Source organism: Stenotrophomonas sp. CFBP 13718, assembly GCF_014842145.1.
Classification (GTDB): domain Bacteria; phylum Pseudomonadota; class Gammaproteobacteria; order Xanthomonadales; family Xanthomonadaceae; genus Stenotrophomonas.
Map to the genome: position 1 here is coordinate 247,521 of NZ_JACYVC010000002.1, position 15,191 is coordinate 262,711.

General features: G+C 65.3%; 11 protein-coding genes and 1 riboswitch. Of the genes, 4 read left to right on the forward strand and 7 right to left on the reverse strand.

What is annotated here, in order from left to right; all coding sequences use genetic code 11:
• The first annotated feature begins 32 nt into the window (after positions 1 to 32).
• Both IFT58_RS04700 and IFT58_RS04705 read left to right on the forward strand, forming a co-directional pair.
• Positions 33 to 2,060: a sodium-translocating pyrophosphatase gene (locus tag IFT58_RS04700; RefSeq protein ID WP_192094047.1), complete on the forward strand. Its 2,028-nt coding sequence runs from the start codon at positions 33 to 35 to the stop codon at positions 2,058 to 2,060.
• A 124-nt stretch (positions 2,061 to 2,184) separates the two neighbouring features.
• Positions 2,185 to 2,442, forward strand: a complete 258-nt coding sequence (locus IFT58_RS04705; protein ID WP_188326256.1) for a DUF2789 domain-containing protein — start codon at positions 2,185 to 2,187, stop codon at positions 2,440 to 2,442.
• Between the two features lie 13 nt (positions 2,443 to 2,455).
• Here IFT58_RS04705 and IFT58_RS04710 read toward each other — a convergent pair whose 3' ends face one another.
• Entirely contained in the window at positions 2,456 to 2,905 is a 450-nt protein-coding gene (locus tag IFT58_RS04710; RefSeq protein WP_192094048.1) for a hypothetical protein, read from the reverse strand.
• Complete coding sequence (locus IFT58_RS04715) at positions 2,902 to 3,417, reverse strand: hypothetical protein (protein WP_192094049.1); 516 nt, start codon at positions 3,415 to 3,417, stop codon at positions 2,902 to 2,904. The genes IFT58_RS04710 and IFT58_RS04715 overlap by 4 nt, the downstream gene beginning before the upstream one ends.
• A gap of 179 nt (positions 3,418 to 3,596) precedes the next feature.
• Here IFT58_RS04715 and ppa point away from each other — a divergent pair, with 179 nt between their 5' ends.
• On the forward strand, positions 3,597 to 4,133 hold the full coding sequence (ppa, locus tag IFT58_RS04720) for an inorganic diphosphatase (RefSeq protein ID WP_042614993.1): 537 nt from the start codon (positions 3,597 to 3,599) through the stop codon (positions 4,131 to 4,133).
• 153 nt (positions 4,134 to 4,286) lie between these two features.
• Positions 4,287 to 5,408 carry an HDOD domain-containing protein gene (locus IFT58_RS04725; protein WP_192094050.1) on the forward strand — a complete coding sequence of 374 codons (1,122 nt, stop codon included), beginning with the start codon at positions 4,287 to 4,289 and terminating at the stop codon, positions 5,406 to 5,408.
• 398 nt (positions 5,409 to 5,806) lie between these two features.
• On the opposite strand, the gene IFT58_RS04730 is transcribed toward IFT58_RS04725, so the two are convergent.
• The 5 genes from IFT58_RS04730 to thiC form a co-directional block, all read right to left on the reverse strand.
• Positions 5,807 to 8,650 carry a TonB-dependent receptor gene (locus tag IFT58_RS04730; RefSeq protein WP_192094051.1) on the reverse strand — a complete coding sequence of 948 codons (2,844 nt, stop codon included), beginning with the start codon at positions 8,648 to 8,650 and terminating at the stop codon, positions 5,807 to 5,809.
• Positions 8,651 to 8,697: 47 nt separating this feature from the next.
• Positions 8,698 to 9,597 (reverse strand): AraC family transcriptional regulator, encoded by a 900-nt coding sequence (locus tag IFT58_RS04735; protein WP_188326251.1) that lies wholly within the window; start codon positions 9,595 to 9,597, stop codon positions 8,698 to 8,700.
• Between the two features lie 126 nt (positions 9,598 to 9,723).
• The gene (locus IFT58_RS04740; RefSeq protein WP_192081319.1) at positions 9,724 to 12,060 is read right to left on the reverse strand and encodes a winged helix-turn-helix domain-containing protein; all 2,337 of its coding nucleotides are present in this window, start codon (positions 12,058 to 12,060) and stop codon (positions 9,724 to 9,726) included.
• 248 nt (positions 12,061 to 12,308) lie between these two features.
• The gene (locus tag IFT58_RS04745) at positions 12,309 to 12,986 is read right to left on the reverse strand and encodes an ion channel (RefSeq protein WP_188326249.1); all 678 of its coding nucleotides are present in this window, start codon (positions 12,984 to 12,986) and stop codon (positions 12,309 to 12,311) included.
• 54 nt (positions 12,987 to 13,040) lie between these two features.
• Positions 13,041 to 14,822 (reverse strand): phosphomethylpyrimidine synthase ThiC, encoded by a 1,782-nt coding sequence (thiC, locus tag IFT58_RS04750; protein ID WP_192094052.1) that lies wholly within the window; start codon positions 14,820 to 14,822, stop codon positions 13,041 to 13,043.
• 83 nt (positions 14,823 to 14,905) lie between these two features.
• Positions 14,906 to 15,007, reverse strand: a riboswitch (TPP riboswitch).
• Positions 15,008 to 15,191 lie beyond the last annotated feature (184 nt).

Genomic DNA, 15,191 nt, shown 5'->3' on the forward strand with positions numbered 1-15,191 from the left:
GCTGGATGCCTATCATCCACCTCGGAGGGGTCATGCTCGAACGTCATGGACTGTCATTGGCGCTGGTCTGCGCCGTCATCGCCATTCTTTACGGCATCATTTCGGCGCGCTGGATCCTGCGCCAGCCCAGCGGCAACGCGCGCATGGCCGAGATCGCCGAAGCCATCCAGGAAGGCGCGCGCGCCTACCTCAATCGCCAATACCTGACCATCGGCATCGTCGGTGCCGTGCTGTTCGTCCTCGTCGGCTTCTTTCTGAGCTGGTACACGGCAATCGGCTTCGCCCTCGGCGCGGTGCTCTCCGGTGCAGCGGGCTACATCGGCATGAACGTGTCGGTCCGCGCCAATGTGCGTACCGCCGAAGCGGCGCGCCACGGGATCAGCGCCGCGATGGATGTCGCGTTCCGCGGCGGCGCCATCACCGGCATGCTGGTGGTGGGGCTGGGCCTGCTCGGCGTGGCCGGCTACTACGCGCTGCTGCTGCGCCTGGGGCTGGATGTCGCCCAGGCCCTGCATGCACTCGTGGGTCTGGCGTTCGGCTCGTCGTTGATCTCGATCTTCGCCCGCCTCGGCGGCGGCATCTTCACCAAGGGGGCCGATGTCGGTGCTGACCTGGTGGGCAAGGTGGAAGCGGGCATCCCCGAAGACGATCCGCGCAACCCGGCGGTGATCGCTGACAACGTCGGCGACAACGTCGGCGACTGCGCAGGCATGGCGGCCGACCTGTTCGAGACCTATGCCGTCACGGTGATCGCGACGATGCTGCTGGGCAGCCTGATGATCAGCGAAGCCGGGCGCAATGCCGTGTTGTACCCGCTCGTGCTGGGCGCGGTATCGATCCTCGCATCGATCGTCGGCGCGATGTTCGTCAAGGTGAAGGACGGCGGCTCGATCATGGGCGCGTTGTACAAGGGCGTGATCGTGTCTGCGGTGCTGGCGGCCATCGCGTTCTACCCGGTCACGACCGCGTTGATGGGTGACAACGTGCATGGACCCTACGCGCTGTACGGGTGCGCGCTGATCGGCCTGGTGCTGACAGGTCTGATCGTCTGGATCACCGAGTACTACACCGGCACCCAGTACAAGCCGGTGCAGCATGTTGCGCAGGCATCGACCACCGGGCACGGCACCAACATCATCGCCGGCCTGGGGATTTCGATGAAGTCGACCGCCTTGCCGGTGATCGCGGTATGCGCCGCGATCTGGGGCGCGCATGCGCTGGGCGGGCTGTACGGCATTGCCATCGCGGCCACGGCGATGCTGTCGATGGCGGGCATGATCGTGGCACTGGATGCCTACGGACCGATCACCGACAACGCGGGCGGCATTGCCGAGATGGCCGAACTCCCGCCCGAGATCCGCGCCATCACCGATCCGCTGGATGCCGTGGGCAATACCACCAAGGCAGTGACCAAGGGCTATGCGATCGGCTCTGCCGCACTGGCGGCGCTGGTCCTGTTCGCCGATTACACCCACAACCTGCAGGCGGCGAATCCCGGCCAGGAGTTCCGTTTCGATCTGTCCGACCACACGGTGATCATCGGCCTGTTGATCGGCGGGCTGATTCCCTACCTGTTCGGCGCGATGGCGATGGAAGCCGTGGGACGCGCAGCGGGTGCCGTGGTGGAGGAAGTGCGTCGCCAGTTCCGCGAAATCCCCGGCATCATGCAGGGCACCGGCAAGCCCCAGTACGACCGTGCGGTGGACCTGCTTACCCGCTCGGCGATCCGGGAGATGATCCTGCCGTCGTTGCTGCCCGTGGTGGTGCCGGTGGTCGTCGGCCTGCTGCTGGGGCCGCGTGCGCTGGGCGGGCTGCTGATCGGCACCATCGTCACCGGCCTGTTCGTCGCCATTTCGATGACCACCGGAGGCGGTGCCTGGGACAACGCCAAGAAGTACATCGAAGACGGTCACTTCGGCGGCAAGGGCAGCGAGGCACACAAGGCAGCGGTGACCGGCGACACCGTCGGTGACCCCTACAAGGACACCGCAGGCCCAGCAATCAATCCGTTGATCAAGATCATCAACATCGTGGCGTTGCTGCTGGTTCCGCTGCTGTAACCCCGTCAGATGCCGGGCGACGGATGGCTGTCCGCCGCCCGGCACTGCGCACATCCGTCACATCACGGCGTCGCGGCCGCCCGGCATAATGCGGGTCGATACTGAAAATGAGACTGACGCCACGATGATCACCACCGAACCGAACATGACCAACCTGTTCCTGCAGCTTGGACTGGATGAAAGCGAAGAAGCCATTGCGGCGTTCATCGTCGGCAATCAGCTGCCCTCGGACGTGAAGGTCACCCAGGCATCGATCTGGAGCGAGAGCCAGCGTCAGTTTCTGTCCGAGTCGCTGAAGTCCGACGCGGCGTGGGCCATCGTCGTGGATGAATTGAACGAAGCGCTGCATTCCGATGCAGACAAGGCGTCATCCGGGCACTGAACGCCGCTGGCGATCACAGGCAATCCGTCAACGCGTCGTAGGTACTGATATCGCGACCGGGCAGACGCGTGTCCAGCGCATCGCGTCCGCTGAGCGTGCTGAGCAGCACCGGCAACGGCGTTCCCGGTGCAAGCGGCACACGACAGATCCACGTTCTGGCCTCCACCACCGGCAGCGGATCGTTGTCGGTGACGGCGGCATGGCTGCCCGCGAAGCTCCACGCGCACTCCGCTACGATGCCGCTCCGGGCGGTGACGGCACAGCGCAGTTGCAGCGCGCGCAGATTGCCGTAGTCGCCTTCGCAGAACGTGTCGCCACAGATGTCATCGAACCCGCGCACCAGGGCCTGCTCCATGGCCGCAAAGGCCGCGGCGCCCTGGCCAGGCAGAGGGTAATCTCGCGCGTCCACATACGCCGGTGACGGCGACATCGCGGCGATGACCAGCATCAGCAGGGGCGTCATGTGCGGCTCCCCGGCGCCGCCAGGCAGTCCTGCACGCCCTGCCGCAACGTGGCGGATGCCCCGGGCAGGCGTACCGACAACGGGTCCTGCACCTCCAATGCCGCATGGAACTGCTCCACCGCGATGGATGTCGGCAGCGGCAGCAGGCACCGCCAGACGATGACGTCGGGCGTGATGCGGCCCGCCGCGCTTACCGTCAGATGGCTTCCTGCAATGACCCAGGCGCAGGCGGCCACCGTGGCCTGCGGCGTCTGCACCGAGCAGCGCAACTGCATCGGCCAGAGGAAACGGCGCGGCGCACAACCGCCATCGGCACAGGCGTCATGGAAAGCGCCGGCCAGGCGATCTTCCAGCGAATGGAAGCGGTCCCAGTTGGCCTCCTGGGTCGGGTAGTCGATGAGGTCGACGAACGCGACGGGGGAACCGGCCGCTGGCACGATCGGCGGCGAAGGGGCGATGGCGGCCAGCAACGCCACCCCGCCCATCCGCTGCAAGCCTTTGAACGAAAACATGAAATAGCCCCCTCTGCGGTGACTGTCAGCATCCCCCTTGCAGAGCCGCAGCACGATCGGCACAGGGCCCTGCGCGCCGTGGGTGCCGCGCACCCGACGCTGTCGGACGTTGCCACGACACGTGGCGCGGCAAAGGCATAAAATGGAGCTCTTTCGCCCCCCGTAATCGGAGCACCGCAATGGGTCTGGAACTCGTATCCCCCGGCAAGAACCCGCCGGAAGAAATCAACGTCATCATCGAGATCCCGAAGGATTCCGAGCCGGTCAAGTACGAAGTGGACAAGGACACCGGCGCGATCTTCGTTGACCGCATCCTGTCCACCCCGATGCGCTACCCGTGCAACTACGGCTATGTGCCGAGCACCCTGTGTGGCGATGGCGATCCGGCCGACGTGCTGGTGGTGCTGCCGCTGCCGCTGATCCCCGGCTCGGTGGTCCGCTGCCGTCCGGTCGGCGTGCTGAAGATGAGCGATGAAGCCGGCAGCGACGAAAAGATCCTGGCCGTGCCGATCTCCAAGGTGTTCAGCGGCTACGCCCACGTGGAAGACATCGCCCAGGTGTCGAGCCACTGGCTGGAGCGCATCGGCCACTTCTTCGAGCATTACAAGGACCTGGAAAAGGGCAAGTGGGTCAAGCTGGACGGCTGGGCAGGCGCGGCTGAAGCCAAGGCCATCCTGGTCGAAGCCCACCAGCGTTACCTGGACGGAAAGGCCTGATCGAACGGCCTGCAGGCGCTCTGGCGGACCCCGCCAGAGCGATGCAGCGCACGTTTCGGCCTTGTGGCACATCCCCCGTCACGCAGGATCGGTTAAATTGCGACACTTCACATCGACCATGGCCGTTGCCATGGTCCGCCAGGGGAACGTGTCGTGCGCATTCTGTTTGTTGGGGACGAAGCCAGCCTGCCGGCTGAGCTGAGCGAATTCATTGCCGATCTTGGGGAAGACTGGCACACCACTACGGTGACCGATGGGCATGCGGCGATGGCCGCGGTGTCGGCTACCGCGCTGGATGCGGTGATTGTCAGCCCGTACCTGCCCGACATGGACGCGACCATGCTGCTGGGGCAGATCCGTACCCTGCGGCCGCAGACCATCCGTGTGGCACTGATCGATGCACAGCAGGGCACCCGTCCGCCGCCGGCGCGATTGATCGGCGTGGCCCATCGTTTCCTGCCGCTTCCGCTGGCCCCTGAGGTCCTGCTCGAAGCGCTCAGCAGCCTGGAAGAGCTGCGCGAACTGCTGGACAGCCCGCGCCTGCGCGATGCCATCGGCCGCATCGAGAAACTGCCCTCGCCGCCGCACCTGTACATGAGCCTGACCCGCGCGCTGGAGCATGACGACGACGCCGACACCGCCGAAGTCGCCAAGCTGGTCGCCGCCGACCCCGCGATCGCGGCCAAGGTCCTGCAGTTGTCCAATTCGGCGTTCTTCAGCAGCGGCCGTACGATTTCCGACCTGCGCTCCGCCGTCACTCGGCTGGGCTTGGCCACTCTGCGCGATCTGGTGCTGGCCAGCGAAGTGTTTTCCACGCCCACGCTGCCGGTGTCGGAGCGCAATGCGCTGCAGCAGCGCGCGCTGATGGCCTCACGACTCACCGCGCGCCTGCTGCCGGCCTCCAGTGCCGAACTGGGTGCCACCGCTGCGCTGCTGGCCGACATCGGCCTGCTGCTGCCGGGTGTCCGCAACGAGCGCACCGAGCCAGCCGGCGACGAGGATGCGCGGCCCGGCCACGCCGAGGCCGGTGCCTACCTGCTGGGCCTGTGGGGCTTGCCGATGCCGATCGTGGAAGCCGTGGGTTTCCACCTGCAGCCGCAGCGCTCCAACACACGCAGCTTCTGGGTGACCGGCGCGGTGCATGTCGCACTGGCGCTGGTGAACGGCGAAGCGGTGGACGAAGACTATCTGCAGCGCGCCAACGTCCTGCACAAGCTGCCTGAGTGGCGCGAGCAGGCGAACGCCCTGATGGGGTTGAGTACGGCCGAGGCGTGATCGGCTGAAGCGGGCCAAGGGCGCGGCGCGGTGTAACCGCGTACGGCCCGCTGCGCTCGCCGACCATGGGTCGGCGCTACCGGTTCCGGACGCTGTTGTAGCGCCGAGCCGTGCTCGGCGGAAGGTAACCGCGGACAGCCCGCTGCGCTCGCCGACCATGGGTCGGCGCCACCGTTTCCGGACGCTTCTGTAGCGCCGAGCCACGCTCGGCGGAAGGTATCAGCGGGCAGCCCGCTGCGCTCGCCGACCATGAGTCGGCGCTACCGGTTCCGGGCGCTCCTGTAGCGCCGAGCCACGCTCGGCGGAAGGTATCCGCGGACAGCCCGCTGCAAACGAACAAAAAAAAGGGCGGGCCTTGCGGCCCGCCCTTCTCATTCATGCACCACTGCTTCGATGGATCAGAAGCGCTGGGTGTACTTCATGTACATGAAACGACCCACGTCGAAGCCGCCGTAGTAAGCGAAGCTGCTGTTCGGTGCGGTGTACTGCAGCGCACCGCGGTGGTCGAACACGTTGTTGGCACCAACGGCGATCGTGGCATTCCACGGCGCGTTGTAGCTCACCTGCAGGTCGTGGAAGGTGTTCGAGCCGGTCTTGCGGATCGGCGCGGTCTCACCATTCTGGAAACGATCCGGGTTGGTGCAACCGATCGCGATGCAGTCTTCCTGGATGCCCGAGTAGTAACGCGCGGTCCAGTTGACGCCCAGGTCACCCTTGGTCCAGCTCAGGGTGGCGTTGGAACGAACGCGGAACAGGCCCGCTTCGCCCACGCGACCGATGGTGATGGTGTCACCGGCGCTGTTCTGGCCTTCTTCGTCATACGACGACAGGTAGCTGGTCTGCCAGTCGATGGCGAAGTTGCCGACCGCGAATTCCGGCAGACGGTACTTCACGCCCAGATCCCAGCCCTGCGTTTCCAGCTTGCCGAGGTTGGCAGTACCGTAGGTCAGTGCGGTGATGTTGCCGGCCGGACCGCGGACGACGCTGGCGCAACGTGCGGAATCACCCAGCACGTAGCAGTCACGCAGGATGCGGTCGACGCTGTCAGCGATGATCATGTCGCTGATTTCGTACTTGTACCAATCCAGCGACACGTCCAGGCCCTGCACCCAACGCGGGCTCCAGACCAGGCCGGCGGTGGTGCTCTTCGACGTTTCCGGGTTCAGTTCCGGGTTGGCGCCGGAGATGAACTGGTCGTTGGTGGCGCACGGCAGGGTCAGGCAGGGCTGGTTGCCCTGGCCGAGCTGCGCGTAGTTGGCCGGCACGCCAGCGGCGAGGCAGGCGGCATTGCCTGCAACGCTGCCCGGAGCGCCGACGCCGCACGGATCGGTGTAGCTTTCGAAGCTGGAGCTCAGGCCGCCGTACAGATCGCTGATGGTCGGGGCACGGAAGCCTTCGGCGTACGTACCACGGACCAGCAGTTCATCCAGCGGACGCCAGGTGATGCCGAACTTGCTGTTGACGGTGTCGCCGAAGTTGCTGTAGTCCGAGTAACGGCTGGCCAGGTTCAGGCTCAGTTCCTTGGCGAACGGCATGTCCGACAGGATCGGCACGTTCAGTTCGAGGTAGACCTCGTCCAGATCGTACTCACCGCGGGTCGGCTTCTGGCCCAGGCCGGTCGACTGACCCGACTGTGCGAACGCGTCCGGCACGTAGCTGCCTTCTTCCTCACGGTGCTCCACGCCCACGGCGAAGCCGAGGTCGCCGGCCGGCAGGGTCACGATGGAACCGGCCAGGTTGGCGGTGAAGCTGGTGGTCTTGGTCTCACCACGGGTGGTGAAGGTCGGGAACAGGTATTCCTGCAGCGCCGGGTCAGACAGCGAGCCCTGACCCGCGACGCCGAACGGCAGCAGCGGGTTCCACGGCACGCAGTCGGCGATCACCGGGCCACCGGCAACACCGCAGGTCGCCACGCCGGCGCCATTGATGTACGACGGGCCCAGGGCCTGTGCGGTGGAGATCAGGCTGGCATCGCCACGGCTGGTGACGATGGTCTCGTTGCGGTTGTACAGCGCGCCGACATCCCAATCGAAGGTCTTGCCGGCGAAGTCGAAGAAGCCGCTGACGGTCGGCGCGAAGCGCGTGGTCTTCAGCTGGCTGTCGGTGGTGCGCGGCACTTCCCACAGGCGGCGACGGAACTCGACGTTCTGGCCGACAGGGTTGAACGCACTGTCAGCCGACAACGGGGTGTCGAAGGCCTGCGACTGGTACGGATAGCCGGCCAGCTGAGCGAAGGTGTTGCGCTCGTTGTACAGGAAATCGGTGTTCAGGCTGATCGAATCGGTGAAGTCGTAGGTGCCGTTGATGTAGACGGACTTACGTTCGACACCGGTCAGTACGGTCATCTGCTCATTGGAGTTGGCGAACTCGCTCGGCGTGATGACGTGGTAGTCAGCCGGGTTCCTCGGATCGCCGCCCGCATTGAGGGTCTGCCACACCGAGGTGGTGGAGGTCGGCGAGCAGTCATAGACCAGCGGGTTGCAGAAGCTGCCGTTCTGGCTCAGTGCGCTCCAGGAAGCCGGGGTGGAGTTCGGACCACGGTTGCCGTCACGGCTGTACCAGCGGTTCTTCGCCCACACCGGATCGGCCTTGGAATACTCAGCCGCCAGGGTCACGCTGCCGCGCTCGCCGGTGGAGCCCAGGGTCATGGAGTACTGGCTGGTGTCGCCGTCGCCTTCGCCGTACTGGCCGAAGTACGCGGTGGCTTCGCCACCTTCAACATTCTTGCGGGTGATCACGTTGACCACGGCGGCAATCGCGTCCGAACCGTAGATGGCCGAAGCGCCATCCTTCAGGACTTCGATGCGCTCCACGGCGCCGATCGGAATCTGGCTCAGATCCTGCAGGCCCGAGGTGCTGGCACCCAGGCGCTTGCCGTTCATCAGCACCAGGGTGCGCTCGGCGCCCAGGTTACGGATATCGACGTAGTAACCGCCGACGTTCTCGCCAGATGCCAGTGCGTCCGAACGCGAGATGGCCGGCGAGCCGGCCGAGGTCAGGTTGTTCAGCACTTCGGCGACCGAGGAGAAGCCCTGCTTTTCCAGGCTTTCGCGGCTCAGGGTCAGCACTGGCTGCTGCGTTTCGACGTTGGCTGCGCGGATGCGCGAGCCGGTAACCGAGATGCGGTCCAGGTCGGTGGTGCCTGCTGCGGCTTCCTGCGCCGAGGCAAAGCTCGGGCTCAGCGCCAGCGCAATGCCGGCAGGCAGCATGCCCAGCCGCACGGCGGGGTTACGAAAATTCATGTCTCTCTCCAAGGTACGTTAGTGGCGTGTTAAAGCGCCCCCAAACGTTACGATTGTGTTGCGGTCCTTGGTTTGCGTGAGGCAGCGAGAGACTTTGCCGACTGTGGCGACAGCTTGTCTGCGTTCACACGGAAGTGGGACGCTGACGTACCAAAACGGGCACGAAACGCCCGCGCAAAGCTGCAACAGTTGTCAAAACCGCTGGCTGCAGCCACTTCGCCGATCATCATGTCGGTATCACGCAACAGGTCAGCTGCGCGCTCCAGGCGCAGGCGTGCGGAAAGCGACTGCGGGCTTTCTTCGTACAGACTCTGGAAGGTCTTGGAGAGGTACCAGCTGGAGAAGTTGGTCAGCTCGGCCAGTTCACCGATCCGCACCACGCGGTGGCTGTTGCCTTCCAGGTACAGGCGCGCGCGCTGCATGCGGCCGAATACCTGGCGTTTGCGACTGCGCGAACGGCCAGGGCAGCGCTGTACGGTACCGGCCATCGTGCGCTGCAGTGAAGCCAGATGCAGCAGCATCGGGCGCAGGGCCTGCGCTGGCAGGCCGCTGTCCAGTGCGTCGCGCCACAAGCGCAAGGCGACCCGCAGCTCCGAGCGGTTCATCTGCCCGCGTCCGGCATACAGCCCGCAATCAGCCAGTTCCATCAGCATGCGCAGGGCATCGGTATTGAGCGCAAGGCCGACGCACAGGCCATCGCGTCCGGCCTGGACCAACGGCCGCGATTCCTTCTCGAAGGCGATCCACTCGCCGCGCCGCAGGCGGAAACGCCCTTCCTTGGCCTCCACCCATGCACTGCCCCGCACCTGGATCCAGACCGTGAAGCAGCTGCCGGCCGTCTGCAGGCTGCCCAATCGGGCGACGCTCAGGCAGATCGGCGTGGCGTCGTCGAGCGACTTGTCGAGGGAGAGGGACTGGCCGCGATCGGCGAGGGCGAGCTGACGCATAGGGGCACCACGGGTTTGCCAATACAGGGCATCCGTTTTGCCAAATGAGCTGCCAGCGGTCAGGACGTTGCGACGACTTCGCCACGAAATCGACACGAGGAGCCGACGAAAAACTTACGAAAGAAACTAGTCTTTCAGAATCAATGGCTTGATGAAGGCGGGGAACACTTCACCCGTCAATTCGGGCAGCTGCATCACGCCGACATCCGCACCATCGGATACCGCGAGGGCCACGTACAGGTCACTTCCGTCAACGCTGGTACTGAATCCGTTGCCTGAACTCAGGCGACGCGCATCCAGGCAGCGCGTAAGTGGCTCGGCGCCCGTGGTGAGGCGCTGCAGGCCGGTACTGCATCCCGCCCATGCGTCCACATAATCGATGCTGCCATTGCCGGCCACGCTCCACGTGCGGTAGCGCCAACGCGATGGCCTGTCCGCGCTGACCTGCTGCACGCTGGCGGCGGTCAGAGCATCGTCCACCGACCACAAACCGCCCGCCCCGAAGCGGGTGAACAGCACACGCCGACGTGCCGCGTCGAACCGCGCCTGCGACACCCCATCCAGAGTGGCCAGCCGCTGCCACGGCGTACTGCGCCGGTCGTACAGGATGAGTCGCGTGCGCTGCTCGTCATCGCGCTCGATCACCAGTACCCGGCCAGGATCGGCCGTATACAACGCCTGAAGGGGGCGCGACGCGGGAACCGGCAGTTGGGTGACCTGCTCGTCCCGGGGGGTGATTTCGTACACATGCGGCTCGCCATGGTCGTCACGCCCCAAGGCCAACAGGTGGCGGCTGTCCGGCGACCAGTCCGGTGGCTGGCGCGCCTCCGGCCGCAGGCCTTCGATCGGGCGCAGCGACTGTGGGTGCTCTTTGTCTGCCCACCACAACGCATAACTGCCGGAGCGATCGGAGGCGAACACCAGATGCCTGCCGTCCGGCGCCAGCATCGGCTGGCTGTCACGGCCATTGGAGGCGAAGATCCGCTCGGCCTTGCTCACATCCTGCAAAGGCACTTTGTAGAGGGCGAACTGGGCCTTGCGATGGACGAAGGCCAGCATGTTGCCGTTACGCGCCACGGCGGGCCACTGTGCATCGTCCAGGCCGACATCGCGCAGCAGGCGGCTTTCAGTATCCAGGCGGTACAAGCGGACTTCACTGTCCACGCGCCGCCCGAACACGATCTCCCGGCTGTCGCTGAGCCAGGCCCAGCCGCGGATCTCGGCGGAATCATCGGTCAACTGCTCCAGTGGTCCTCCGCCGGCCGGCATCCGCCACAAATCACCGACCTGCGGATTACGTACGAACACCAGCCAACGACCATCCGGCGAAATCCGTGGCGCATAGTCGAAGTCATCGTCCCGGGCGGCGTACGCCAGCGGCTTCCACGCACCGGTGGCCAGGTCCAACAGGCGGATGCCGCGATGCGCGTAGGCGCCGACCATGCTGCCGAAGACCAGCGAACGGCCGTCCGGTGCCCAGTCGAAGCTGAGCAGCTCGGTGCCATCGCAGCGCGTGGCCTGGCGCAGGTTGCCACCGGTCGCGCTGGAAATCAGGACTTCGCAGCGGCCGTCGTCGAAGAAGCGGGCGAAGGCGATCTCGCGACCGTCCGGCGACCAGCTCGGGAACCGGTCCGTTGCCCCTGGCGGACGCTCGACCAGGTCACGCGCCGGGGCATTGCCCGAGGTCTGCACCTTGATCTGGCCGCCCTCCTCCTCATCGCTGGCCTCGTAGGCCACCTGCGATCCGTCCGGCGACAAGGTCGGATAGGTCTCAAACCCGGCCGTAGCGGTGATCAGTCGATAGGGCCGCTGCGGGCTGCCGATGACACGCGTCCCGTTCTCCACGGCCGCATCGACGGGTGACTGCTGCGGAGTGCGCTGCAGCAGCCACGCCATCACACACAGGGCCACCAGCATCGCGACCCCTATCGCCAACAGCACCCACCGGCGCACGCGCCGCCAGGTACCCCGCCGTGAAGCGGGGACCGGCGGCGGCAGATCGGCATTCGGGCGCGTTGCAGCGACGGGCTCGCCTACGGCGGCACCCTCCAAGGCGACGGCGCGTAATTCGGATGGCGCGTCATCGATGATCGCGGCAGGTTCTTCGGCCTCTACCACGCTCACGGCGGCCAGCAGGCGATACCCGCTTTTGGCGATGGTCTCGATATAGGCGGTGGCGCCGTCCTCATCACCACTGAAGGCCTTGCGCAGCTGGGTCACCGCCTGCGTCAGCACATCGTTGGTCGGCAGCGTATCGGGCCACACTTCGGCAAACAGCTCATCGCGGGTGACCACGCGGCCACCGCTGGTCACCAGCACACGCAACACCCCTGCTGCCTTCGGCGTAAGCCTGCGCAGACGACGCACGCCCGGCACCTGCACTTCACGCGACGAGAAGGTCACGGTGCATTCGCCTATGCGCAGGATGTCCGCGTCACGCAGGGAGTTGTTGCTGATGTTCATGTATCTCGAACGTAGGGGCGCACGGGTCGCGGTACAGCCGTGCAGTCATTCCAGGACGTGGAAACCGAACGGCCAGACTCTGCACACACCATGGACGCAAACCGCAAAAAAACTGGAGCGCGCGAATACTAGCCTATGCAGGTTGACCGCACATGCAGCGTCAAACATCCGGCACTCTCTCGCCTACGTATTCAGATAATAAGTTTCATCATTCGCGCTCTCCGGGGCGCGATTTTTTTATCTGGCATTCATTTTCGAGGGTGCTGCAGCATGGTCAATCCCACCAGCCGGGATACCACCAATGCCACGTACATCACCCCGGAAAACTGCGCCAGCATTACCAATGCGCGCGCCTGCGGGTGCACGGGAACCACGTCACTCAGCCCGACCCCGGACAATAAACTGAAGCTGAGATAAAGCAGCTCCATCCACGTGCGGAAATCCGTGCTGCTCGCCGCCAGGAAACTGCCGGGGTACCACTGCTGGCACACGGAAAATGCGAACGCGAACGCCCACGCCAACAGAGTGAACGTGGCACCTGCGGCGAACAGTTCATCGCGCGTGACTTTATGGTCCTGCAGCATGTAGGCGATCAAGGCGCCTGCCGTATAGAAATACAGCAGGCTCTCCAGCAACTGCGCCGCCGTGCCCAGGCCTGTATTGCCCAGCAGCACCGCGGCGATGGAAAACACCACCGACGGCACCGCCAGCAACAGCGCCAGCCAGGTTCCCAGCGGGCTGCGCTGCACCACCCACAGGGCAAGGCCAAGCACCGCGATGCCGAAGGTGCCCACCGCCGCACGCCCTGCGGCTGTCTCGTCCATCGCCGGATACATCAGCACGCCGAGCAGTTGCACGCCGAGCAGCCACGCAGAGGGGTGGCGACGGGCAATGGCCAGCCAGCGAAGGGTGGGCGGAATGGGCATGGGCGGGCCTCTCGGAGCGATCGCGGCAGCATACCCATGAAGGGCGTGATGGGGTCATCCAGCCTGGTCACGCACCTCCTGGCTGATCTTCATCGAGCAGAAGTGCGGCCCGCACATCGAACAGAAATGCGCACTCTTGTGCGCGTCCTTCGGCAGGGTCTCGTCATGGAAGGACTTCGCCTTCTCTGGATCCAGGCCGAGATTGAACTGGTCCTCCCAGCGGAACTCGAACCGCGCCTTGCTCAAGGCGTTGTCGCGCACCTGGGCACCGGGATGGCCCTTGGCCAGGTCGGCGGCATGCGCGGCGATGCGGTACGCCATGATGCCGTCACGCACGTCCTCGCGGTTCGGCAGTCCCAGGTGCTCCTTCGGCGTGACATAGCAGAGCATGGCCGTGCCGTACCAGCCGATCATGGCCGCGCCGATCGCACTGGTGATGTGGTCATAGCCCGGAGCGATATCGGTGGTCAGCGGCCCCAGGGTGTAGAACGGCGCTTCGCCGCACACCTGCAACTGCCTGTCCATGTTCTCCTTGATCAGGTGCATCGGCACGTGGCCCGGCCCTTCGATCATCGTCTGCACATCATGTTGCCAGGCGATCTTTGTCAGTTCGCCCAGCGTGTCCAGTTCAGCGAACTGCGCCGCATCGTTGGCGTCGGCGATACAGCCCGGGCGCAGGCCGTCACCCAACGAGAACGTCACGTCGTAGGCTTTCATGATCTCGCAGATCTCTTCGAAGTGCGTGTAGAGGAAGTTCTCTTTGCCATGCGCCAGGCACCACTTGGCGAGGATGCTGCCACCGCGCGAGACGATCCCGGTCACCCGGTTGGCGGTCAGCGGCACATGGCGCTGTAGTACCCCCGCGTGCACGGTGAAATAGTCCACGCCCTGCTCTGCCTGCTCGATCAGCGTGTCGCGGAAGATTTCCCAGCTGAGTGCTTCCGCCTGTCCGTCGACCTTTTCCAGTGCCTGGTAGATCGGCACCGTGCCAATAGCTACCGGCGAGTTGCGGATGATCCACTCGCGGGTCTCGTGGATGTGCTTGCCGGTTGACAGATCCATCACCGTATCGCCGCCCCAGCGGATCGCCCAGACCAGCTTCTCCACCTCTTCGGCGATGCCCGAAGACACCGCACTGTTGCCGATGTTGGCGTTGATCTTGGTCAGGAAATTACGGCCGATGATCATCGGCTCACTTTCCGGATGGTTGATGTTGTTCGGCAGCACCGCCCGCCCGCGTGCGATCTCGTCGCGGACGAACGCCGGGGTGATGCTCTGCGGAATCGAGGCACCAAAGGCCTGCCCGCGATGCTGCTGCAGCAATCCGGCATCCCGCACCTCCTGCAGCCGCTGGTTCTCGCGGATCGCCACGAACTCCATCTCCGGGGTGATGATGCCGCGCCGTGCGTAGTGCATCTGGGTGACGTTGGCGCCGACGACCGCGCGGCGCGGTGGGTTGCGGGAGCCGAAGCGAACGGCATCCAGGCGCGCGTCGAGCTCGCGCGAACGACCGAAGGCGGAGGTGACGCGGCACAGCGCTTCCGTATCGCCGCGCTCTTCCACCCAGCCCGCCCGCAACGCCGGCAAGCCCTGGGACAAGTCGATGCGCACATCGGGATCGGTGTAGGGACCGGACGTGTCATAGACCGTCAGCGGCGCATTGTCCGCGCCGCCGAACATCGCCGGGCTGGGTGCCAGCGTTATTTCGCGCATGGGCACCTGCACATCGTCGCGGGACCCCGCGACGTGCACCTTGCGGGATCCGGGAATGGGCCGGGTTACGGCGGCGGAGAGCTGCTGTGCCTGCTGCTGCAGGCTGTCATGCGGTGCGTTCATCGGGCATCGTCCAGTAAGGTCAGGGACGAAGCGGCGGCGCACTGGCGCACGCGCACGGACACGCCAGGGCGGACTCCACGCACGGTCGGCATTGCGAAGCTTCCCTACGCCGGTATCAGCCGGATCAGGTTCCAAGGGACTATCTCAACCGCAGCCCTATGGCCGCGGTACCCCCGCTTCGGCGCGCATTACAGCACACAAGCGCTGTCGCCAGCGACACTGACAGCGCCGTGACGATGCAGCACGTACACTGCGCCCGCGCGTTCCTGCGCCTGCCCTCTGGTCCCAACCGCTGGCAATCCGTCTGCATTGCTGGCTTTTCGCTGGCATTGCGCTGCAAGCTTCTGCTCGCTCCCTCATGTCCTGAAC

What these genes read in the sequence shown, in the direction of transcription:
- ppa (WP_042614993.1), top strand. Translation starts at nt 3,597, where the DNA reads ATGGGTCTGGAACTCGTATCCCCCGGCAAGAACCCGCCGGAAGAAATC.
- IFT58_RS04740 (WP_192081319.1), bottom strand. Translation starts at nt 12,060, where the DNA reads ATGAACATCAGCAACAACTCCCTGCGTGACGCGGACATCCTGCGCATA.
- IFT58_RS04705 (WP_188326256.1), top strand. Translation starts at nt 2,185, where the DNA reads ATGATCACCACCGAACCGAACATGACCAACCTGTTCCTGCAGCTTGGA.
- IFT58_RS04700 (WP_192094047.1), top strand. Translation starts at nt 33, where the DNA reads ATGCTCGAACGTCATGGACTGTCATTGGCGCTGGTCTGCGCCGTCATC.
- IFT58_RS04715 (WP_192094049.1), bottom strand. Translation starts at nt 3,417, where the DNA reads ATGTTTTCGTTCAAAGGCTTGCAGCGGATGGGCGGGGTGGCGTTGCTG.
- IFT58_RS04710 (WP_192094048.1), bottom strand. Translation starts at nt 2,905, where the DNA reads ATGACGCCCCTGCTGATGCTGGTCATCGCCGCGATGTCGCCGTCACCG.
- IFT58_RS04735 (WP_188326251.1), bottom strand. Translation starts at nt 9,597, where the DNA reads ATGCGTCAGCTCGCCCTCGCCGATCGCGGCCAGTCCCTCTCCCTCGAC.
- thiC (WP_192094052.1), bottom strand. Translation starts at nt 14,822, where the DNA reads ATGAACGCACCGCATGACAGCCTGCAGCAGCAGGCACAGCAGCTCTCC.
- IFT58_RS04745 (WP_188326249.1), bottom strand. Translation starts at nt 12,986, where the DNA reads ATGCCCATTCCGCCCACCCTTCGCTGGCTGGCCATTGCCCGTCGCCAC.
- IFT58_RS04730 (WP_192094051.1), bottom strand. Translation starts at nt 8,650, where the DNA reads ATGAATTTTCGTAACCCCGCCGTGCGGCTGGGCATGCTGCCTGCCGGC.